14 protein-coding genes are annotated in these 23,141 nt (G+C 70.6%); all 14 read right to left on the reverse strand.

The window, feature by feature from the left end; translation table 11 throughout:
- Window positions 1-16 precede the first annotated feature (16 nt).
- Genes PSR88_RS11150 through PSR88_RS11215 form a run of 14 tightly spaced genes read right to left on the reverse strand, consistent with a single transcriptional unit; the run spans window position 17 to window position 23,138 of the window.
- A complete protein-coding gene (locus PSR88_RS11150) occupies window positions 17-9,163 on the reverse strand; it encodes a non-ribosomal peptide synthetase (RefSeq protein WP_037197033.1) in 9,147 nt (3,048 codons plus the stop codon).
- Window positions 9,150-10,721 carry an amino acid adenylation domain-containing protein gene (locus PSR88_RS11155; RefSeq protein WP_016882697.1) on the reverse strand — a complete coding sequence of 524 codons (1,572 nt, stop codon included), beginning with the start codon at window positions 10,719-10,721 and terminating at the stop codon, window positions 9,150-9,152. The genes PSR88_RS11150 and PSR88_RS11155 overlap by 14 nt, the downstream gene beginning before the upstream one ends.
- Window positions 10,718-11,770: an HAD-IIIC family phosphatase gene (locus tag PSR88_RS11160; protein ID WP_016882696.1), complete on the reverse strand. Its 1,053-nt coding sequence runs from the start codon at window positions 11,768-11,770 to the stop codon at window positions 10,718-10,720. The genes PSR88_RS11155 and PSR88_RS11160 overlap by 4 nt, the downstream gene beginning before the upstream one ends.
- The gene (locus PSR88_RS11165) at window positions 11,767-12,777 is read right to left on the reverse strand and encodes a 3-oxoacyl-ACP synthase (protein ID WP_016882695.1); all 1,011 of its coding nucleotides are present in this window, start codon (window positions 12,775-12,777) and stop codon (window positions 11,767-11,769) included. The genes PSR88_RS11160 and PSR88_RS11165 overlap by 4 nt, the downstream gene beginning before the upstream one ends.
- Complete coding sequence (locus PSR88_RS11170; protein WP_009474880.1) at window positions 12,774-13,871, reverse strand: acyl-CoA dehydrogenase family protein; 1,098 nt, start codon at window positions 13,869-13,871, stop codon at window positions 12,774-12,776. The genes PSR88_RS11165 and PSR88_RS11170 overlap by 4 nt, the downstream gene beginning before the upstream one ends.
- Window positions 13,868-14,167 (reverse strand): acyl carrier protein, encoded by a 300-nt coding sequence (locus tag PSR88_RS11175; RefSeq protein WP_009474881.1) that lies wholly within the window; start codon window positions 14,165-14,167, stop codon window positions 13,868-13,870. Before PSR88_RS11175 ends, PSR88_RS11170 begins: the two co-directional genes overlap by 4 nt.
- Window positions 14,168-14,211: 44 nt before the next feature.
- Window positions 14,212-15,354 (reverse strand): LLM class flavin-dependent oxidoreductase, encoded by a 1,143-nt coding sequence (locus PSR88_RS11180; protein WP_009474882.1) that lies wholly within the window; start codon window positions 15,352-15,354, stop codon window positions 14,212-14,214.
- Window positions 15,351-16,265, reverse strand: coding sequence for an LLM class flavin-dependent oxidoreductase (locus PSR88_RS11185; RefSeq protein ID WP_016882694.1), 915 nt, complete (start codon window positions 16,263-16,265; stop codon window positions 15,351-15,353). The genes PSR88_RS11180 and PSR88_RS11185 overlap by 4 nt, the downstream gene beginning before the upstream one ends.
- 2 nt (window positions 16,266-16,267) lie before the next feature.
- Window positions 16,268-17,065, reverse strand: coding sequence for a DUF1684 domain-containing protein (locus PSR88_RS11190; protein WP_009474884.1), 798 nt, complete (start codon window positions 17,063-17,065; stop codon window positions 16,268-16,270).
- Window positions 17,062-18,426, reverse strand: coding sequence for an NtaA/DmoA family FMN-dependent monooxygenase (locus PSR88_RS11195; RefSeq protein ID WP_009474885.1), 1,365 nt, complete (start codon window positions 18,424-18,426; stop codon window positions 17,062-17,064). The genes PSR88_RS11190 and PSR88_RS11195 overlap by 4 nt, the downstream gene beginning before the upstream one ends.
- A gap of 4 nt (window positions 18,427-18,430) precedes the next feature.
- Window positions 18,431-19,567: an LLM class flavin-dependent oxidoreductase gene (locus tag PSR88_RS11200; RefSeq protein WP_016882693.1), complete on the reverse strand. Its 1,137-nt coding sequence runs from the start codon at window positions 19,565-19,567 to the stop codon at window positions 18,431-18,433.
- Window positions 19,560-21,236 (reverse strand): dipeptide ABC transporter ATP-binding protein, encoded by a 1,677-nt coding sequence (locus PSR88_RS11205; RefSeq protein ID WP_011595015.1) that lies wholly within the window; start codon window positions 21,234-21,236, stop codon window positions 19,560-19,562. Before PSR88_RS11205 ends, PSR88_RS11200 begins: the two co-directional genes overlap by 8 nt.
- Complete coding sequence (locus tag PSR88_RS11210) at window positions 21,233-22,153, reverse strand: ABC transporter permease (RefSeq protein ID WP_011595016.1); 921 nt, start codon at window positions 22,151-22,153, stop codon at window positions 21,233-21,235. The genes PSR88_RS11205 and PSR88_RS11210 overlap by 4 nt, the downstream gene beginning before the upstream one ends.
- Complete coding sequence (locus PSR88_RS11215) at window positions 22,146-23,138, reverse strand: ABC transporter permease (protein ID WP_016882692.1); 993 nt, start codon at window positions 23,136-23,138, stop codon at window positions 22,146-22,148. The genes PSR88_RS11210 and PSR88_RS11215 overlap by 8 nt, the downstream gene beginning before the upstream one ends.
- Between the last annotated feature and the right edge of the window lie 3 nt (window positions 23,139-23,141).

Consider the following 23,141-nt stretch of genomic DNA (forward strand, 5'->3'; position numbering starts at 1 on the left):
GTCTCCTCCCGGCTCGTCAGAACTCGTAGGTGGCGGGCGCGGGCGCCTCGCTCGTGTCGGTGGACTGCGCAATCGCTTCGGCCTGCGCCGCCACGGTGACGAGGTCGAACAGCTGGCCCACGCGCAGAGCCCCGGGCCACTGTTCGTCGAGACGACGCTGCAGTTCCACGACGCGATGCGAGTTGCCGCCGACGTCGAAGAACCCGTCTTCGGAACCGAAGTCGTCGTGCCCCAGCACCGCCGCCCAGTGGTCGGCGACCGACCGTTGCAGCGCGGTCCAGCGTTGCCGCGACTCGCCGCGCGCAGGCTCCGTGTCGGAGACGAGTGCGCGCAGCGCGTTCTCGTCCACCTCGCCGTCCGGCGTTCGCGGGACCGCGCCGAGTGCGACGAACCGCGTGGGGACCGATCGGGCGTCGAGCCGTCCGGCGCTGAACTCCCGCAGGTCTTCTGCCATCGGGAGCACGGCCGCCGCGGCCGCCGGGACCCAGAAGGCGGTGACACCGGTGGCGGTTGTGAGGACCACCGCTTCGCGGACCGCCGGGTGACTCTCCACGACGTCGGTGACCGACCGTGCCGGGGATCCGGTGGCGCCGACGCTCAGCAGTCGTCCGGACCGATGCCATCGCGCGAGTGCGCCCGTCCGGACCATCCGGGTGCCCGGGGCGCCGAACGGATTTGCCACGAACGTCGTGGCCGCCGCCCGCGCCGAGGTGTGGTGCTCCCGCGTGTCGGCCAGGTACACCGCACCGGTCACGCCTTCGGGGGTGAGCTGCAACCGGGGATCGAGCACCACGGTCTCGGCCGCCGCACTCCATTCACGGATCCGGGTGAGCTCGTCCGGGGCCAGCACGTCGACGTCTCCGACGGCGACACTCGGATCTGCAACGACTGCGGCGAGAATCCTGGTGAACCGGTCGGCCAGGGCCTGCACGGTCGCCGCATCGAAGAGGTCGGTGGCGTAGGTGAATCCCGCGATCATCCCTTCCGGTGTTCCGCACTCGTCGTACTTCTCCCGCACCGTCAGTTGCAGGTCGAAGAGCGACACCTCGACGTCGGGTTCGAGGACTTCGGCCTCCAGGTGCGGGAGGGCGAGATCGGGGTGTTCGGTGTTCCGGAACTCGAGCAACACCTGGAACAGGGGTGAATGCGACTGGGACCGAGGCGGGTTCAGCGCTTCCACCACCCTCTCGAACGGCACGTCCGCGTGGGCGTAGGCCGCGAGGTCGGTCTCACGGACCCGGGTGAGCAGTTCGTCGAAGGTCCCCGACACGTCGGTCCGCAGCACGAGGGTGTTGACGAACATTCCCACCACGTCGTCGAGGACGGCCTCGCCGCGGCCGGCGACCGGCGACCCGATCACCACGTCGCCGGTACCGCCCGAGCGGGCCAGCAACACGGCGAGCGCCGCGTGCACGACCATGAACACGGTGCACCGCCGGGTCCGCGCCAACGCCACCGTGTCCCGGTGCAGGTCGGCGCCGATCCCGAACGTCACCCGGTCGCCGGAGGCAGAGCGCCGCGGCGGGCGGTCACGGTCCGTGGGCAGATCGGCGACGGCCGGCGCGTCGGCGAGGTCGGATCGCCAGTAGTCCAGTTGCCGCGAAAGCAGGGAGTCCGCGTCGTCCTCCGAGCCGAGGAGTTCCCGCTGCCACACGGCGTAGTCGGGGTACTGCACCGGCAGCGGCTCCCATCCCGGCGTGCAGCCCTCGGACCGTGCGGTGTAGGCCGTCATCACGTCGCGGGCGAGCGGAGCCATCGAGAACCCGTCGGCCGCGATGTGATGCACCACGACGACGAGAACGTGCTCGCGGTCGCCGAGTTCGAACAGCCTGGCCCGCATCGGGACTTCGGTGGCGACGTCGAAACCCGCGGACACGAGTTCCGAGATCTGTTCGCGTACCGGATCGTCGGACGCCGACGAGGTGAGTTGCGCGACGTGGCCGGCACCGACGATCACCTGGGTGGGTCCCGAATCGCCGTACGGGTACCGGGTGCGCAAAGATTCGTGCCTGTCCACCACGTCGGCGAGGGCGGCGGTCAGTGCGTCGACGTCGAGGTCACCCGACAGCCGGACGATCATTGCGACGTTGTACGCGGGTGAGGACGGGTCGAACTGATTGAGGAGCCACATCCGGTGCTGCGCCCACGAGAGCGGCACCGGGTCGGGGCGCCGGGGCACCGTCACCGCGGGCCGGGCTTCGCCGCCCGCGCTCTCGCGCGCGATCCGTGCCGCGAGCGCCCGCACGGTCGGGGTCTCGAACACGTCCCGCACACCGACGTCGGTGCCGAGCGCGGAGTTGATCCGCGCGACCACCTGCGTCGCGGTCAGGGAGTTGCCACCGGACGCGAAGAAGTCGTCGTCTGCTCCGACGACGCCGGTCCCGAGAACCTCGGCGAACACGTCGGCCACCGCGGACTCGAACGGTGTGCCGGGTGCGCGGAATATGCGGGGCGCGAATTCGGGGTCCGGCAGCGCGTGCCGGTCGACCTTGCCGTTGGCCCCGAGCGGCAGCCGGTCGAGGACCGTCACCGAGGCCGGCACCATGAAGGGTGCGAGCACGGATCCGGCGAACTGCAGCACCTCGGTCGTGTCGAGGTCCGCGCCGTCCTCGGCCGTGACGTATCCGGCGAGGACCGCCTCGGCCGCGGGCGTGCGGCGCACCACGACCACCGCCTGCGCGACACCGGGGCAGCGGGTGAGCGCCGCCTCCACCTCCCCCGGTTCGACCCGCTGGCCGCGCAACTTGACCTGGAAATCGTTGCGGCCCAGATATTCCAGCCTGCCTTCCTTCGTCCACCGCATCAGATCGCCGGTGCGATACATGCGTGAGCCCGGGCGGTCGAACGGGTTCGCCACGAACGAGGCCGCGGTGGTTCCTGCCCGCCGGTGGTAGCCGCGCGCCAGACCCTCCCCCAGCACGTACAGCTCACCCACCACACCGACCGGCACCGGACGCAGCCACTCGTCGAGGACGAGTTCGCGGACACCGCGCATCGGGTGACCGATCCGCACGGGGTCGCCGGGTGTCATCGGGTCGCCGATGTTCGACATCACCGTCGTCTCGGTGGGGCCGTAGCCGACGAGCAGGGTGCGCCCGGACGCCCAGCGGGCCAGCAACTCCGGCGGGCAGCGTTCGCCGCCGACGACGAGCGCGCGGAGCAGGCGCAGACCCCGCGGGTCGATGGTGGCCAGGACCGCGGGGGTGGCGAACGCGTGTGTGATCCGCTCGGCCGCGAGCAGTTCCGTCAGTGCGGCGCCGCCGTACACGTGGGGGGCCGCGATCACCAGTCGCGCACCGGCACCGAACGCCATGAGGTATTCGAGCATCGTTGCGTCGAATCCGGGTGACGCGAGATTCAGGACGCGCGAGGCATTCGTCGTCGCGTACCGGGCGCGCTGATCGATCGTGAAGTTCTGCAGCCCCGCATGGGGAATGACGACGCCCTTCGGTGCCCCCGTCGACCCGGACGTGTACATCAGATACGCCGGATGGCCCGGTCGCAGCGGCACGACCCGGTCGTCGTCGGTGATCGGACGGGACTCCCATCGCCGCGTCGGACCCGGATAGTCGAGGAGCAGCCACTCCACGCCGTCGGGCATCCGGTCGCGCTGTTCGGCGACCGTGAGTCCCGCCACCGCCCCGCAGTCGGCGAGGATGTCGGCGATTCTCCCCGGCGGCAGATTGGGATCCACCGGGACGAACGACGCACCCGATTTCGCCACCGCCCACACCGACACCACCAGTTCCACCGACCGGACGAGCCCGATCGCCACGTGGTCCTCCGGTCCGATTCCGCGGCGGATCAACACCCAGGCCAGCCGGTTCGACCAGTCGTCGAGTTCACGATACGACATCACCGCGTTGCCGTAGGACAGCGCGACGGCGTGTGGGTCCCGGGCGGCCGCGGCGGAGAGGATCTCCGGCAGCAGCCGGGTCGTGCCGGTGGGCCGCCCGCGCACCGGGACGAGGGCCTCGCGTTCGCCGGGAGACAGCAGATCGAAGCGGGCCAGTGGAACGTCGGGGTCGGCGACCACCGCGTCGAGGAGCCGCACGTATCGTTCGGCGAATTTGCGGACGGTCGCGGTGTCGAAGATGTCGGTGGCATAGGTGAATCCGGCGCTGATCCCGGCGGGTTCCCCGTCCTCTCCGAATCGTTCGGCCAGGGTCAGCTGCAGGTCGAACGTGGAGACGGAGACACCGAGGTCGATCTCCTCCACGTCCAGTTCCGGCAGGCTCGGAGTGGGCCGCACGACGTCCTGGAATTCGAACAGCACCTGGAACAACGGCGCGTGGGCCGTGGTGCGCGGCAGAGCGAGCGCCTCGACCACCCGCTCGAACGGCACCTCCGCGTGCGCGAACGCCTCCAGATCGCAGTCCCGCACGGCGGCGAGCAGCGCGGTGAACGAGTCGGCGCCGTGCACGGGGGTGCGCAGCGCCAGGGTGTTGACGAACATCCCCACCACGTCGTCGAGGACGGCCTCGCCGCGGCCCGCCACCGCGGATCCGATCACCACGTCGGTGGTGCTTCCCAAGCGGGACACCAGGACCGCGAACGCTGCGTGCGCCACCATGAACACGGTCGCATCGTGTTCGCGGGCAAGGGCAACCACCTTCCGGTGCAGGCGGTCCCCGATCTCGAACGACTCCCGCGCGCCGGCGAGCGACCGGTGTTCGGGACGTGCGCGATCCATCGGCAGGTCCGTCACCACCGGCGCGTCGGCGAGCGCGGAACGCCAGTACCCGAGCTGGCGGGACATCAGGGAGCCGGGATCGTCCTCCGATCCGAGCAGCGCCCGCTGCCAGATGCTGTAGTCGGCGTACTGCACCGGAAGCGGCACCCAGTCCGGCGCGTCTCCCCGAGCCCGGGCCGTGTACGCGGAGGTGATGTCGCGGGCCAGCGGGCCCAGCGACAGCGCGTCCGCAGCGATGTGATGCACCACCAGGGCCAGGGCGTGATCACGCGACCCGACCTCGAACAGGTGCGCCCGCAACGGAACCTGCGCGGTCACCTCGAAGCCCGCGGACAGCGCCGCCGCGAGCCGGTCCCGCAGGTCGCTCTCCCCCGACACCGTGACAGCGCGGAGACCGGGCACCGCGGCCGACGCCGGGATCACGGACTGCACCGGCGTGTCACCCCGCATCGGGAAGACCGTTCGCAACGCCTCGTGCCGATCCACGACGTCCGTCAGCGCCGCGTGCAGCGCCGCGACGTCGAGAGGGCCGCGCAACCGGAAGGCCGCCGCGATGTTGTAGGCGGGCGACGTCGTGTCGAACTGGTCGAGGAACCACATCCGCGTCTGCGCGAGCGACACCGGCGCCGCCGCGGACCGGTCCGTCGCCACCAGCGGCGGCCGGTCCGCCGAGGCCGCCCGGCTCACCCGAGCCGACAGCGACCGCACCGTCCGCGCCTCGAAGACGTCGCGCACTCCCACACCCGCACCGAGCACACCCTGAATCCGCGCCACGACCTTCGCCGCGATCAGCGAATTGCCGCCGAGCGCGAAGAAGTCGTCGTCGATCCCGACCGCGGGCACGCCGAGCAGCGCGGCGAAGATGACCGCGAGCGACTCCTCGACGGGAGTGCCCGGTGCCACGAATTCGGCGCGGGAAGCCGTGACGGGCGCCGGAAGCGCCGCCCGATCCAATTTCCCGTTGCCGGTGAGCGGCAGCCGCTCGAGGATCGTCACCGAGGCCGGGACCATGTACGACGGCAACGCGCCTCCGGCGAATTCCAGCACGGCCCCCGAGTCGACGATGGCCCCCGCCTCGGGCACCACGTACGCCGCCGGGGCCGGGCCGGTCACCGCATCCTCGTGCAGGGTCACCACCGCCTGCGCGACCCCGTCGCACCGGCCCAGCACCCATTCCACTTCGCCGAGTTCCACCCGGAATCCGCGGATCTCGACCTGCAGGTCGTCCCGTCCGAGGTAGTCGAGACTCCCGTCGCGTCGCCACCGCACGACGTCCCCGGTCCGGTACATCCGGGCGCCCGACCCATCCGCGACGAAGCGGGACGCCGTGAGCCCGGCGCGGCCCAGGTAGCCGCGAGCGACCTGCGGTCCCGCCACATACAGTTCGCCGGCCACACCGATCGGCACCGGACGCAACCGCGCGTCCAGCACCGACACTCGGAATCCGGGAATCGGCCGCCCGACCTTGCTCGTCCACGCGGCGGCGGCGAGCCCGCGACCGAGCGGGAGGTGCGTGACGTGCACCGTCGTCTCGGTGATGCCGTACATGTTCACCAGCACGGGTGCGTCCTCGCCGTGGCGGGAGTACCAGCGTTCGAGTTGCCCGAAGTCGAGCGCCTCGCCGCCGAGCACGACGTAGCGCAGCGGCGGTGGGCCCGCGCCGTCCTCCGTATCGGTGGCCTCGATCAGCTGCGAGAACGCCGTCGGGGTCTGACTCAGCACCGTCACCCGATCGCGGCGCAGCAGTGCGAGGAACGCGGCGGGCGACCGGGTGGTGTCGAAGTCGACGACGACGAGCGTCCCGCCGTGCAGCAGCGCGCCCCACACCTCCCAGACCGAGAAGTCGAATGCCGGGGAATGGAACATCGTCCACACGTCGGTGTCCCCGAACCGGAACAGGTCCCGGGTGCTCGTGAAGAGCGAGACCACGTTGCGGTGCGACACCGCGACGCCCTTCGGTCGTCCCGTCGATCCCGACGTGTAGACGACGTAGGCCAACGAGTTCGGATCGACCGGTGGCCGTTCCGCGTCGGTCAGCGGGTCCGCGGAGTTGCCGCCGAGATCCGTGTCCGTCGAATCGAGGAGCAGGACGGGGACGTCCGACGCCGGCAGCGCGTGTGCGGTGTCGCGGGTGGCCAGAATGCACACCGGGTGGGCGTCGTCGAGGACGAGCGCCGAGCGCTCACCGGGATGGTCCGCATCGATCGGGACGTAGGCGGCCCCGGCCTTGACGACCGCCACGAGCGCGACGACGAGCGCCGCCGAGCGCGGCATCGCGACCGCGACCGAAAACTCCGGACCCACACCCCGCGAGAGCAGGTGTCGTGCAAGCCGGTTCGACCGGGCGTCGAGGTCGCCGTAACTCAGTCGCTCGCCACCCGACACGACGGCGGTGGCGTCGGGGGTCCGCGCTGCCCGGGCGGCGAACAGCTCACCGAGTGTCGTCTGGTCGGTGGCATCGGCCGGACGGGCCGACCAGTCCGCCAGCACAGCGCGTTCGGCCGGTTCGACCAGGTCGATGTCGCCGATCACGGCGGACGGATCCGCGGCGGCGGCCTCGGCGGTCCGCACGAACCGCCGAGCGAGTCCCTCCACGGTGGCGGCGTCGAACAGGTCTGTCGCGTAGGTGAATCGGGCCGTCGTGTCCGACACCGTCACCCGCAGATCGAGGTCGCCGAGTTCCCCTCCGGTGGCCGAGAATTCGAGCAGCACCTGGAAGAGCGGTGCGTGCGACCCGGACCGCAGCGGGTCGAGCGCGTCCACGATTCGCCGGACGGGCACTCCGCGGTGGGCGAGCGCCTCCGCGTCGGCGTCCCGGACGGTGCCGACGTACTGGTCGACGCGATCCGAGCCGCGCACGTGGGTCCGCAGCACCACCGGGTCGGTGTCCGTCCGCCTGCCGATGACGACGTCGTCGGTACGGGCCGACCGTGCCAGCACCAGCGCCAGCACCGCATGGGTCACGGTGGCGGCGTCCGTGCGGTGTGCGGCGGCCAACGCGTCCAGCCCGCGCCGCAGATCCGGGTCGAGTGCGACGTCGACGGCGGCGCTGCGGTGGGACGGTCGTGCGGGCCGCGGACGGTCGGTGGGCAGGTCCAGCACCGGGGGCGCGTCCGCCAGTGTGCGCGTCCAGAAGTCGAGCCGGGCCGTCTCCTCGTGGACGGTGGTGAGCGCGGCGTCCGCGTCGGCCGTGACGAAGTCGCCGAGCAGTTCCAGGAATTGCCGGTGATGCGCGCCGACCTCGTCGGCGTCGTACCGGTTGGGGTTGGCCAGGAAGTGGACGAAGGTCCGGACCGGTGTGCCGCTCCGGTACACGTTGACGAGCAGGTCTTCGACCGGCCCGGACGTGACGATGTGGTATTCGCCGACGAGCGGCCCCAGAACCAGTTCCTGGTGGAAGAGCATGACGTTGACCATCGGACCCGACAGCGACTGCGCCGCATCGGCGCCCGCGTCGCGCCGGATGTCGCCGAGCCCGAAACGCTGGTGTCGCAGCACGCCCATCAGATCGAGTTGCACCCGTTCCACCAACTGCGCCACCGTGTCCCCGGGGCGGATCTGCACGGAAAGCGGCACGACGCCCGCCACCATTCCGCCGGACCGTCGCAGGGTCGCGGTGGTGCGCGCCGACACCGGGATCTTCACGAGCACGTCCCGGTGTCCGGTCGTTCTCGACAGGTAGCAGGCGAATGCGGCGACGATCTTCGCGGTCCCGTGGGCGCCGGCGTCGCCGAGCGCCCGCTCCGCCGCGTCCGGCAGGGGCGCGGTGACGTCGGTGCTCGTGGCGACCGCGGGCCCGGTCCGTCGGGCCAGGCTCGATCCGGGTCCGAGGCCGCCGACCCGTTCGGCCCAGAACTGCCGGTCCGCGGCGAAGCGGGACGACGACCGGTACTGCTGATCGGCGTCGTACAGATGCCGGGGGTCCACGGCCTCGTTGGGCGGCAATTCCCGGTCGAGCACCTCTGCGGTATACCGGGCCGCGATGCGGTTGAGCATCGTCATCGCACCGTAGCCGTCCAGAGCGACGTGGTGAATCTTGCTGTACCACAGGTAGTGCGCGTCGCCCACGCGAAGAATCGACGATTCGACGAGGCGATCGCGCGTCGGATCCAGTGGGGTCTCGCAGTCGGCGCGCATCCATCGGCGGGCGGCCTCCACCGGTTCGGCGTCCCCGCGGAAGTCCCTCAGGCCGATCGACCGGTCCGCCGACGGATCGACCAGTTGGAACGGCTGACCGTCCCTGTCGATCAACCGGAGAAACGGCGACCCGAATTCGTCGGCGGTCGCGAGGGTGGCCACGCGCAGGAGGTCGACGTCCAGGTCGCCGTGCACCTCGACGTACTGGGCGATGCACAGCGGCACGCCGGGGGCCAGTTGCTGGGCCAGCCACGCCTCGTATTGGGCCGACGACAGCGGGAACGGTACTTCGGCGCTGCCGGCGGCCTCGGTATGGTGCTCACGCAACGCCACCACCTCCGCTGGGCAGCAACCGGCGCAACGCCGCCTCGTCCACCTTGCTGCTCGGTGCGAGCGGAAGGGCACCGAGCGCGAGGAAGCGGTCGGGCACCGCCTGCGCGACGAGCCGCTCGGCGCAGTGCGCGATCAGGTCGCGTGGTGTGGGCAGTACGGTGGCCGCGGGCGCGGGCACCCAGAACGCGGTCAACACCGTCTCCCCGTGTTCGTCGGCGGTCGCGAGAACCACCGCCTGGTGGATCGCGGGGTGACTCTCCAGCACGGCCTCCACCGCGTGTCTCTCGACCCGGGCGCCGCGCACTTTCACCTGTCCGTCGAACCGGCCGCAGAATTCGATGTCGCCGTGCGGATCGACCCGTGCGAGGTCGCCTGTGTGATACATACGCGCACCGGGCCGCACCGCGAAGGGGTCGGCGACGAAGCGGGCCGCGGTGGCGGCCGGGCGGGACGCGTAGCCCTCGGAGATCTGCGGACCGCCGACGTACAGGTCCCCGACCGCTCCGTCCGGCACCTCGACCAGTTTCGCGTCGAGGACGTAGGCGGTGCTCGCGCCCAGTGGTCTGCCGATCGGCGCGATCGAGGCGGGCACGTCGCGCACCGGATGAGCCAGGCAGCTGACGGTCGTCTCGGTCGGACCGTACTCGTTGCTCAGTGGGACCCCGGGCAGCACCGCACGATGTTGTTCGACGAGCGTGCCCGGAAGGGCCTCTCCCGCAAGCGTCACCAACCGCAGACGGTCGCGCAGCGGGGTGAGATGCGGCAGCAGCAGCCGGTAGAACGAGGGGGTCGCGACCAGGTGGGTGGTCTGCCACGTCCGGGCGAGCGCGGCGACGGCCTCGGCGTCCATCAATTCGCGAGAGTCCGGGAGCACGCTGGTGCCGCCGGTGCACAACGCCCACAGGGTCTTCAGCAGGGAACCGTCCCACGTGAGGCGGAACGCGGAGAACGTGACGAGATCGCCGTCGTCGAAGTCGTAGTTGCGACCGTCGACCATGCTCGCGAGGTTGGCGCGGCTCGCGACGACGGCCTTGGGGACGCCGGTCGACCCGGACGTGGTGATCACGTAGGCGGCGGTGCCCGCAGGCACGTCCTCGGGTAGATCGGCGAGTTCGGCGACGGGCCGGTGCTCGGCGTCCCGGTCGTGCAGTGCGAGAACATGTCCGACCGCGCTGCGGGCCAGGTCGTGGATCCACGCCGGCGACGTCTTCGGATCCGCGGACCCGAAGACGACGGCACCGCAGTCGATGTCGCCGAGGAGTGTGCGGAGCTGACCCACCGGATGCCCGGGCTCGATCACGCACCACGCCGCGCCCAGCCGCAGCGCGGCGATCATCCCCACCACCGTCTCGACGCTCTGCCGCTGGTGGATCAGCACCACCTGCCCCGGCCGCACGCCCACGGCGGCGAGTTGCCGCGCCAGTGCCTCGCTCGCCGAATCGAGTTCGCGATACGTCAGCGCCCGGTCGCCCACCACGATCGCGATCCGGCCGGGAACCCGCGCGCACTGGCGGAGGATCCCGGTCATCACCCCACCGTTCGCGACCACGTCCGTCATGGCGCCACGTCTTCCGAGAGGACCGCGACGTGATCGGCGTTCGGTGCCGCCGCACTGCGAACGTCATTGCACAGCAGCAGCATCCGATCGGGGTTCGGGTCGACGACGTCGAAGCCCGCGAATCGCAGGGTCACCAGCATCACCCGGTTGACGTCCGTCGGCACGAACTCGGCGAGCGCCCGCCTGCCGTGGGCGCGTGCCCGCTCGACGACGTGCCGGATCAGCGCCGTCCCGACCCCACGGGACATCACCCGGCACGACATCAGCAGCAGTTGCAGGACGGAATCGTCGCCGCGGATCTCCGAGACCGCGAGACCGATCGTGCCGTACCCGCCGAATCGGTCGCCGAGCGACGCGACGAGCACCTCGTGGTCGTCCGAGGCGCACAGCTGGCGCAGTTCGTCGATGCCGAAAGTTCGTCCCGTCGTGTTGAGTTGATGAGACCGGACCGTCAGTTCGTGGGCGCGTTCGAGGTCGTCCTCGGCCGCCCGGCGGACCGTCATGACCAGTTCGAGCGAGGCCAGGAACTCGGAGTTGGACCCGTGGAATTCCTGTTCGCTCACCTGACGGATCCGTTCGGCGCGATACAGCGACCTCCGCTGCCTCGCCTCCTCGGTGACGGCGGGCGGCGTCAACTCGGGAAGGTCGGGGAACGACGCGATCTGCTCGGCGGGATAGCAGCGCACCGGCGGAAGCGCCTCGGACACCTCGGCCCGCTCGACGGGATCGTTGTCGACGAACGCGATGGTGTCGAGACCCAGATTCAGTGTCTCCGCGATGCGGCGCACTGCCTCCGACTTCGGGCCCCAGCCGACGTCGACGGCGCAGAACAGTTCCTCGATGCCGTGCATGCGCAGGTGCGCGGCGGCGGGTTCGTATTCGCCGCGGCTCGCCACGGCGTGCAGGATGCCGCGGCGGTCGAGCACATCCAGGGCGCGGAGGGCGTCCGCTTTCGGCACCGGGGCGTCCTGTTCGAGGACGACGCCGTCCCAGATGGTGTCGTCGAGATCCCAGACCACGCACTTGACCGTCTGCTCCATCGCGATCACTTCCCGTGCCCGGGTCGATCGGGCAGGCGTCGGAGCAGTGCGCTGCTCCAGGCCGCGACCGGGCTGCTGTTCATGATCACGCAGTAGTCGCCGGGCGCCTGTGCGGACGCCGCGCGCTCGAGGTTCGCCGCGACGTCGACGGATCCGAGGTGGCCGAAGTGGGCCAGGTTGTCGCGGCAGACGGGATCGATGGTGACGTCGAGTGCCTCCTGCCAGAACGTGAACGCGCCCAGCGACAGGTTCTGCATCAGGAACACGCCGATCGCGTCCTGCTGCAGCCCGTTCCGGGCCAGCAGGTCCGCGTTGATCTCCGTGAACCGCTTCCGGCTCTCGACCGCGAGGCGGAACGAGTACGTGGGTTCGTCGGCGCATTCCTCGACCCAGTCGGCTTCGCGCACGTCGCGGTAGTCGATGTGGAACAGGTCGGCGTATTTTCCGTCGCTGCGGATCATCTGGTCGACGAGTTCGTACCGCCCGGTCTCCGACGTCGTCAGCAGGACCGCGGCGGCGCCGTCGCCCAGGAGCGTCATCGGCGACCGGTACCGCGACCGGGTCGGGGTCTTCGCCGCTGCGACGACGAGGACGTTCTGGCACCGGGGGTCGCCGCGGAGCAACGCCGACGCGAGCGCGAACGCCGCCGAGACGGACACGCACCCAAGGTCACCCACACCGGTGGTGAACGCCTGGGTCGCGCCGAGCCGGTGCTGCAGGCGCGTGGCCTCGGACGCGAGCAGATACTGGGGAACCCGGCCCTGGACGAGCAGCAGCGCATCGAGCTGGGTGGCGTCGAGGCCCGCCTTCCGGAGTACCTCGTCCGCCGCGGCGTGCGCCAGATCCACCTCGGAGAGCCCGATTCCGATCCGCACCGTGTCGATGCCCAGTGCCAATGCGTGCTCGCGCTGCGCGATCGGCAGTTCGTCGAGCTCGGGCAGTCCGGCTACGGTGACCTCGTCGTCCGGGAACCAGAGCGCGACCGAGTCGATCGTGACCGGTCGGTCGGCCGTCATGGCGCACCTCCCCCGAGCACGTAGTCACCGATCTGGAGTTCGGCGACCTCCGTCGCGCCCTCGATGATCTGCATGACCTTGGCGTCGCGGAAGAAGCGCCCCACCCTGCTGCCGGGGGCGCATCCCACGGCCCCGAGTACCTGGACCGCCTGCTGGCTCACCGACGCGGCGACGCGGGCCGCGGCGTACTTCGCGGCGATGGTCGTGAACAGCGCGCTCGGCTCGTGGGCGTCGCGTTGCTCGGCGGCCCGTTCACACAGTGCGCGGGCGCCGGCGGCATCGACCCAGCTGCGACCGAGGATCGCGCGGACCGAGTCGTGCTCGGACAGCACGGCGCTGCCCTGCACCCGGGTGGACGCGTGCGCGACGGCGTCGGCGAGGCACCCGCGTGACATTCCGGCGCACCCCCAGGCGATGGTGTACCGGCCGTGGTCCAGGGCGGTGCCGACGACGTGGGACAGTCCGAATCCCGGCGGTGCGATCAGGTGGTCGGCGGGGACGACGACGCCGTCCAGCGCGATGTGTGCGATCCGGGCGCCGCGCATGCCCAGCTGCCCGTGGATCGGTTCGACGGTCACTCCGGGTGCGTCCGTTTCGACCAGTGCGGTCGTCAGCCCGGCCTGCGACCGGCCGAGGACGAGCAGTACGTCCGCGACCTCGCCGAACGTGACCCACAGTTTCCGTCCGGAGATCCGGTGATCCGAGCCGTGCGCTTCGAAACGGGTAGTCACAGAGGAGAGGTCGCTGCCGGCTCCGGATTCGGTGGCGGCGAATCCGGCGAGGAGTTCGCCGGTCGCCAGGGCCGGCACCCACTGTGCCCGCTGTTCGGCGGTGCCCCACCGGTCGAGGGCGGCGTTCACCATCCCCTGCACGGTCAGCAGCGAACGCAACGACGTGCAGACCGCCCCGAGTCTTTCTGCGACCGAGCCGAGTTCGGCCGCGTTCAGGCCGAGTCCCCGGCAGTCCGTCGTCCGGTCCAGCCCGAGGACCCCCGCCCGCGCGGCGGCCTCGATGACGTCGACCGGCAGCCCGGTCTCGTCCCAGGTGCCGGCGTCGGTCTCGGCGGAGGCGACCAGTGTGTCGATACCGATCACGGCGACGCCCCGTCCGTCGCACGAAGCTGCTCGCCCCGCTTTCTCCGAATGAAGCCCGCTACCCGCGCTGCGGTACGGAAGTTGTCGAGATCGAGATCCTCCACCTCGACCACGACGTCGTGGGAGCCCTCGATGTACGTGACGATCTCCAGGGCCCGCAACGAACTCACCAATCCCAGAGTGAAGTAGTCGTCGTCGGGACCGAGTTCCGTCGACGTGATCGAGCTCAGGTACTGCCGTAGCTGCTCGACCAGCTCGTCACGGGACTCGGGCACAGGGGCATTTGCTGTGTCCATGGGCGTGGGATTCCCATTTGGACCAGCGTTCAATCATCGTGCCCTCAGGCGGCCAGCAGGCCCGGCAGTCCCCACTCCGCTGCGAGCAGCTCGTAGGAGCGCAACCGGTCGCCGTGATCGTGGGTGACGCTGGTGATCACCAGTTCGTCGGCGTCGGTGAGCCTTCGCAGACTGTCGAGTCGGTCCGCGACGGTGGCCGGCGCCCCCACGAACTGGGTGATCAGCCGGTCCTCGACCGCCGCGCGTTCCGCCTCGCCGAGCGGTGCCGTGTGCGCCGGGTCCGGATACGGGATTGCTCCGTGGCCGCTGCGGATGCTGTGCGTCCAGTGCGCGAACGTCGACGCCAGTTCCTTCGCCGTCGCGTCGTCCTCCGCCACGACCGCGTCGGCGGAGACGACGACGTACGGCTTCTGCAGGTTCGGCGACGGGCGGAACGCGGCGCGGTACGCCTCGACCGCCTCGATGGTCGTCGACGGGCTCACGTGGTAGTTCGCCCCGAAAGGCAGCCCCAACCGCCCGGCCAGTTCGGCGCTGGGCCCTGCGCTGCTGCCGAACACCCATACCTCGACGTCGGCGCCCTCGCCCGGGCTGGCGTGAAGTTCGATCCCGTCCGGGGTGCTGTACGTGCCGCCGAGCAGTGCCAGGATGTCGTCGACCTGCTGGTCGAACGCCGGCGACAGCGCGCCCGGCTGCTGTAGTACCGACTGCGCCGCCGTGAGCCGCGGAGACAGCAGGAGCCCGGACGGATCGAACGGTGCGGGGATCACGACGCCGTCGCGGATCTCCGTTTCCCGGCGGGGCGGGGCCGGCAGGTTGTTGCGTTCCGCAACCGCTTTCAACGCCTCGGCCCGGCGCTGACCCGACCGTCCGAGCCCGAGGTCCAGACGACCCGGGTACAGCGCGTCGACGGTGCCGAACGCCTCGACCACGGCCGCTGCGGTGGTGTGGCCCAACTGCACCGCGGCGGCGCCGACCCGGAGGGTGCTGGTCGCCGCGGCCAGGATCCCGACGAGCACGGCCGGCGAGGAACTGGCGACGCCCACGAAGTGGTGTTCGGCAACCCAGTACCGCTTGTATCCCCACGCTTCGGCGTGCCGGGCGAGGTCGACGGTGTTCCGCAGCGCGGTGCGGGCGGTGGTGCCCTCGCTGACGGGCGACAGGTCGAGGACGGACAACGGAGTGGTCATGAGGGCACCTTCTGGAGAGAGCGGGGATTGACAGCGCGATGGCTGCGCGGGGCACCGAGTCCGAGGTGCTGCCGCAGCGTGGCGGTGGTGTATTCGGTGCGCAGGACGCCGCGGTCCTGCAGCAACGACACGACCGTGTCGACGAACAGGGCGAGTTCGTCCGGGGTGAGAGAGGAGGGCAGGACGAACCCGTCCGCTGCGTCCTCGCGGACCCACCGGACGATCCGGTCCGCGACGGACGTGGCGGTACCCGCGAACGGCGTGGCGGACAGAACCTTCACCGCACCGGCGGGCCTGCCTGCCTCGACCGTGCGGCGTGCGAGGTCGTCGTAGAACTCGCGACCGGCCTCGAACGTGCCGAGCGGCGCGATGATCACGTCACCGTGCCGGGCGGCGAGATCCCGGGCCTGCGGGCCGTCACCCGACACGATCACCACCGGTTGCGCTTGCGGGCTCCGGGGGACGGTGAAGCGTCCACCGATGTCGAAGTGCCTGCCCCGGTGGTAGAACGCGCCTGCGGTGGGATCCGAGACGAATCGCCCCGCGCCGCGGTCGATGGTCACGACCCCCTCGGCCCAGGAATCCCACAGCATGCGTGCGGTGTCGACGAACTCCGCGGCCCGCTCGTCGCCGAAGGCCCCGGTGTTCCACGCCGCCCGCCCGCCGGACAGGTGATCGAGTGAGGCCAGCCGGCGGGCGACGTCGTACGGTTCGGCAGAGGTCGTGTCCAGCGTCGCCGCGAGCCCCACCGTGTCGGTGAACCCGGCCAGCGCGTTCGCCGCGGTGACGCCGTCGGCGAGGAAGAAGTCGAATCTCCCCCGCTCCGCGGTGCGGGCGGCATCCGCGAGGACGGCGAAGTCCGTCCGGCCGGCGGGTGCCGCCGCCCCGAGCACGACCTGCTTCTCGGCCATGCCTACCGCGGGTTCTTCTCGCCGGCCTCGACCGCGAGCGTCAGCCGGTTCTCGGCGGGCGCGACCGGGCAGGTGGCGTAGTCGGTGAACGCGCACGGCAGGTTGGCCGCCCGGTTGAAATCGAGGATCACCCGGCCGTCGGAGGCGGGAGCGTCCACGGCCAGTGACCGCGCCGCAGGGTACGTGCTGACCCCGCTGGTGGCGTCGGTGAACAGAACGTGCAGCCCACCGTTCTTGCCTGCGAACGCGACGAGTTCGTGTGCGGCGCCGTCGTACTCGAATTCCAGCGTCCCCAGCGCCGTGTGGTGGTGCTCGAGCCCCTCGACGACCGCACCCGTCGTGACGACGCGCGATTGCGGGAACGGGCTGAACGTCGCCGGCACGGCCCACTGCCGCGCGGGCAGGAACGTCGGGATGCCGGTGAACGCGGCGAGGGTGCCTGCCTCGGGGTCGTGGATCCGGAGGGCGACGTCACCGGTTCTCCGGATCACCTCGATGTTGCGGCTCCCGTGCCGCACGAGCAGACCGGGTGCACCCTCCAGGGGTGCGAGGGTCGCCGTGCCGTCGACGGGTTCACCGTCGACCTCGAGCCCGGCGTCGGCGGTCGCCGTGATCACCACACCGTCCGCGTCGGCCCGCCACTTCCCGGGCAGGTCGGGGAACGTGGTGTCGGTCTCGACGAGCCAGTGCAGGGCGGTGAGACTCAGCCATCCCAGCGGATCGCGGAAAGACTCCTCCCGCCCCGAATGCCAGTCCTGCCAGTCCTGCTCGAATGTCGCGCCTGCCGTGACTGCGGTCATGATGCCCGAACTCCTTCTGTCTGGTGATGCGGATGGCGCAGTCCGAGATGACTGCGCAGGGTCGTCCCCGAGTACTCGGAGCGGAAACTGCCGCGGTTCTGCAACTCCGGGACCACCTTCTCGACGAACTCGTCGAGCCCGGCCGGAGTGAGGTGCGGTACCAGGATGAAGCCGTCGCACGCGTCCGCCTGCACGTAGCGGTCGATCTCCTCGGCCACCTGGGCGGCGGTGCCGACGAACTGCTGGCGGGTGGTGACCGCGATGATCAGTTCCCGGATGCTGAGCTTCTCGGCTTCCGCTTTCGCCCGCCACGCGGCAGCGATCTCGCGTGGGTCCTTCGCGTGCCGCACCCGGCCGCGGGTGATGTTCGTGTCGTCGGCCGGTTCGACGTCCGGCAGCGGACCGTCCGGGTCGTACGCGGAAAGGTCTCGGCCCCAGACCTGTTCGAGAAACGCGATCGCCGTCTGTGGGCCCACCTGCTGGTGCCGGATGTGAACGGCGCGCTCGGCCGCGTCCGCCGCGGAGTCGCCCAGCACGAACGTCGCCGCCGGCAGCACCTTGAGATCGCCGTGGCTGCGCCCGTACTTCGCCAGCCTGCTCTTGACGTCCGTGTAGAACTTCTGGCCGTCCTCGAGCGACCCGTGGATCGTGAAGATCGCGTCCGCCTGCGCGGCGCCGAATTCGCGGCCCTGATCGGAGTCGCCCGCCTGCAGCAGCACCGGGTGCCCCTGCGGGCTCCGGGGAATCGTGAACCGTCCCCGGATGTCGAACTGGGAGCCGGAGTGCGTGACGTCGCGGATCGAGTTGTCCGCGGCGAACACTCCCCGGGCGCGGTCGATCTGCAGCGCATCCTGATCCCAGCTGTCCCAGAACTTGCGGGCGCCCTCGATCAGTTCGCCTGCGCGGACGTACCGGTCGGCCTTGTCGAGGTATCCCCCGCGCCGGAAGTTCTCCCCCGTGAACGCGTCCGAGGACGTCACCATGTTCCACGCGGCCCGGCCGTCGGACAGATGGTCGAGCGAGGCGAATTGCCTTGCCAGCTCGTACGGTTCGTTGAATGTGGTGTTGATCGTCCCCGCCAGGCCCAGATGCGTGGTGACTCCGGCGAGTGCGCCGAGCACCGTCAACGTGTCGGGGCGGCCCACCACGTCGAGGTCGTGGATCTGTCCTCGGTGCTCACGCAGGCGCAGGCCCTCGGCAAGGAAGAAGAAGTCGAACAATCCGCGTTCGGCGGTCTCCGCGAGGTGCACGAACGAGTCGAAGTCGATCTGGCTCTTCGATTCGGGGTCGCTCCACACGGTGGTGTTGTTGACGCCGGGAAAGTGCGCGGCGAGATGAATCTGCTTGCGCTGGTTGCTCATGATGTCAGTCCTGTCCGGCGAAGTGATTGACGGGACGGGCGAAGCCGAGCCGCTCCCGGAGCACTCCGCTGTCGGGCGCTCGGTCGCCCGGCCGCAGCAGCGGCAGGACGCGCTCGGTGATCTCGTTCAGGCCGGACGCCAGCGCCAGCGGCCGGAGGGTCACGCCGTCGACGCCCCCGGCGCCCACCACGTCGGTGATCAGGCGGGAGAGGCCCGGCGCGTCGCCGCGGTGGAGAATCGACGCCGGCTCGTACCGGCTGCCGGACCAGTTCTCGAGCTGGGCAAGGTCGCGTTCCGCGGCGTCGGCGGTGTCGGCGATCACCACCTCGACGTCGAGCAGGATCCGCAGCGAAGCGGGGTCCCGGCCGGCCTCGGCGGCGGCACGTCGCACGCGGTCCGCGACGTCACGGGCTGCGTCCACGGTGGGTGCGCCGATGCGGATCACGTCGGCGCGCGCCGCGGCGACCCGGGTGGAGTGCTCGTCCCGCGCGCCGATCACGATCAGCGACTGCCCCTGCGGCGACCGCGGCGTGATCGAGGGACCCTTCACGGAGAAGTGCGTGCCCTCGAAGTCGATGTAGTGCAGCTTGTCCCGGTCGATGAAGCGGCCGGTGGCGACGTCGCGGATCTCGGCGTCGTCCTCCCAGCTGTCCCACAGCAGGCTCACTACCTCGATCGCGTCGGCCGCCTCCGCCCACAGACTCTCGGCATCCTGTGCATCCTTGCGTCCGAACAGATTCGCCTGCGCCTGACCGGCCGACACGTCCACCTGCCATCCGGCGCGGCCGAGCGACGCGTGGTCGAGGCTCGCGATGGCCTTGGACACGTGGAACGGTTCGGTGTGGGTGACGGTCACCGTGGGAACCAGCCCGATCCGCTCGGTGGACGCGACGGCCCGTGCCGCGATCGCCACGGCGTCCAGTTGCCCACGCTGCTCGGCATGTCCCGTCGTGGCGATCGCGAAGGTATCGCCGACGAACGCGAGGTCCACTCCGGCCGAGTCGGCCAGCCCGAGCAGGCCGGTCCAGTAGCCGGCGGTGAAGAGGTCCTCGGCGCGCGAGTCCGGACGACGCCAGGACTGTGGGTGAATCCCCGTGCCGTACAGATCGACGGCGACGAGCGGGTCGTGTGGCTCAGGCATGAATCGATTCCTCCAGCTGTGCGGAACGTGGACGCACGACGGATCGTCCCGGGATGGCGTCGAGCAACTGCCGGGTGTAGTCGTGGCGGGGATTGTCGAATATTTCTGCCGCGGTGCCCGATTCGACGATGCGACCGGACCGCATCACCGCGACCGTGTCGCTGATCTGCCGGACCACGGCGAGGTCGTGCGAGATGAATAGGTAGCTGAGCCCGAGTTCCCGCTGCAGGCCCTCGAGCAGCCCGAGGATCTGCGACTGCACCGAGACGTCCAGTGCGGACACCGGTTCGTCGAGCACGACGAGTTCCGGGTGCAGCGCGAGCGCGCGGGCGATGGCGACCCGCTGCCGTTGCCCACCGGACAGCTCCGCCGGTCTGCGTTCGAGGTAGATCCGCGGCAACGCGACCTGTTCGAGCAGTTCGGTGACTCGTGCCGCCCGTTCCGCCCGGGTGCCGACACCGAACGCGCCGAGCGGTTCCGCCACGATGTCCGCGATCGCCAGTTTCGGATCGAGGGACGCGTAGGGGTTCTGGTACACGATCTGCACTCGGCGGCGCAGGGCTCGCAGCGCGCCGCCGCGCAGGGTGGTGATGTCCCGGCCGTCGAACTCGACGCGGCCTGCGGTGGGAGATTCCAACCGGATCGCAATCCGCGCCACCGTGGACTTGCCGGACCCGGACTCCCCCACCAGCGACAGCGTGCGCCCGCGGGGAACCTCGAACGACACGTCCTGGACGGCGTCGATGGCAGTGCGCCGGTCGATCCGGAATGTCTTGGACACCCCGGACACCCGCAGCAGGACAGCAGGGTCGGCTCCCGTCTCCGCGGCGCGGCTGGGCCCCCGTCCCACCGCGAGACTCGGCGCCGCGGCCAGCAGGGTGCGGGTGTACTCGTGCCGGGGGTTCTCGAGGACCTCGCGGGTGGGGCCCGCTTCCACCACCTCGCCCTCGCTCATCACCACGATCCGGTCGGCACGGTCGGCGGCGACACCCAGATCGTGCGTGATCAGCAGGACCGCGGTGCCGGCCTCGGCGATCCGCGCGTCGAGGTGATCGAGAATCCGGCGCTGCACGGTGACATCGAGTGCGCTGGTCGGCTCGTCCGCGATCACGAGTTCGGGGCTGCACGCCAGCGCGATCCCGATCAGTACGCGCTGCCGTTGCCCGCCCGACAGGTCCTGCGGGTACTGCCTCGCCCGCACCTCGGGCTTGTCGATCCCGGCCTCGGCGAGAATGCGCACCGCCTCGATGCCTGCCGTCCGGCGGTCGGCGAGACCGTGGATCCGGAGCACCTCCGCCACCTGGGTGCCGACCCGCAGGACGGGGTTGAGCGACGTCGTCGGGTCCTGGGGAACCAGGCCGATCCGGGCGCCGCGGACCCGCTCGAGTGCGCGCTCCGACTTGGTGTCGAGACGCTCACCGTCGAACGTCACGGTGCCGGCCACGGCCCGCCCGGATCCGCTGAGCAGTCCGAGGATGGCGTGCGCCGTGGTGGACTTTCCGGAGCCGGACTCGCCGACCACGGCCACCACTTCTCCGCGCGAGACCGTGAGGTCGACGCCCTTCACGGCCACGACGGGATCGCTCACGCTCCCGTACGCCACCCGCAGTCCGGAGACCTGGAGGAGCGGCGCCGTGGCACCTGCCTCAGCACTAGTAGTCGAACTCATCGCACTTCCCTCTGTTCGAGTGCATGTCCGAGTCGGTGCGCCGACAGCACGACGGCCACGATCACCAGTCCGGGCAGGGTGGTCATCCACCACGCGGTGGCGAGGTAGTTCCGGCCCTCGGAGATCAGCGAGCCCCATTCCGGGGTGGGCGGCACCGCGCCGAACCCGAGGAAGCTCAGCGACGACACCGCGAGGACCGCCATCCCGAACTCGACGGCGGCGAGTGCCACGACGGGCGCGTACGAGTTCCGCAGAACGTGGCGGCGCAGCACCGTGTGCCAGCGGACACCCGACGCGAACGCCGCCTCGACGTACAGCGACCGGCGCACTCGCAGCACCTCCGAACGCATCACGCGGGCGAAGTTCGCGATCAGCGACACGCCCACCGCGATGGCAACGTTGACCGTGCCGAACCCCAGCGCGGTCACCAGAGCGAGCGAGAGCAGCAGGGCGGGGATCGACAGGAGGACGTCGACGACGCGCATCAGGGCGGCGTCCAGCGCACCGCCGACGGCACCGGACAGCAGGCCGATCAGCGAACCGACGACCAGTGCGATGCCCACGGCCAACAGCGTTGCGGTCAGCGACAATCCGGCGCCGTGGACCACGCGGGTATACACGTCACGGCCGATGTTGTCGGTGCCGAACCAGTGCGCGGCACTCGGCGCCTGCAGTTTCTGGGCGGGCACCCCGACCAGCGGGTCGCCGCTCGCGAACACCGACGGCGCCACCGCGAATCCGACCGCGACGAGGAGCACGGCGGCCGAGGCCACCAGCACGAGATTGCGACGCAGCCACGTCACCACGCGGCGTCCGCGGCTGTCCGACTCGGACGCGATCACGGGAGGCGGTTCGACCGGCGGAGTGCCGAACCCCTCGGCCTCGTCGATCAGTTCCCTGGTGAGGATGTCAGACATGAACCTTCTCCTCCACATCCGCGGAGTCTGTGCTCCAGCCGGAACTGCGTCTGCCCTCGACGATCCTGGGATCGATCAGCGGATAGAGCAGATCGACGGCGAGATTGACGAGTACGTAGACGACCGAGCTCAGCACCACGATTCCCTGGACCACCGGAATGTCCTGCGCCATCACGGACGTCTGGGTGAGCCGCCCCACGCCGGCGCGCGAGAACACCGTCTCGACGACGACCGATCCGGCCAGCAGATTCCCCACGAGCACACCGGCGATGGTGAACGCCGGAATGCTCGACAGGCGCAGCGCGTGCCGGGTCTGAATCTGCCAGCGGGACGCACCCTTCGCCCGCGCGGCTTCGATGAACGGCTGCCGCCACGTGGTCTGCAGACTCGCCGCGAGCACCTGCGCGATCACGGCGCCGGTCGGCAGCGCGAGCGTCACCGCGGGGAGCACCAGCGTCGCGACCCCCTGGTCACCGAACGCCGGGAACGCCTTCAGCCGGAACGAGAACAGCTGCAGCAGAATCAATCCCACCCAGAACGTCGGCACCGCGACACCGAGCGGAGGCAGTGAGAACAGCAGATTCCGCACCCAGTGGACCCTGGTGTAGGTGGCGAGGAACGCGACCGCTGCCCCGACCACGACCGCGAGAACCAGCGCCGCCGACGCCAGCGCGAGCGTGCTGGGGACCGCGTTCCCGATCGCCTCGGTCACCGATTGCCCGGTGGCGATCGAGTACCCGAAGTCACCGCGGACGGCGTGGCTCAGCGAGTTCCAGTACTGCACCCACACGGGCTGGTCGAGGCCGTACCGCGCCTGCAGCTCCGCGACAGCGGCCGCGTCGACCGTCGTTCCGGTGGACGCCGAGTCGACGGCGATGCTCACCGGGTCGGACGGCAGCAGGAACAGCACGGCGAACGACACGGTGAACGTCGCCCACAGGACGGCGATCGCCTGCAGCACGCGGAGTCCGAGGTAGCGAATCATGGC

Origin of the sequence: Rhodococcus sp. DK176 (assembly GCF_038447315.2) — a bacterium.
In the GTDB taxonomy this organism is placed as follows: domain Bacteria; phylum Actinomycetota; class Actinomycetes; order Mycobacteriales; family Mycobacteriaceae; genus Rhodococcus_F; species Rhodococcus_F jostii_A.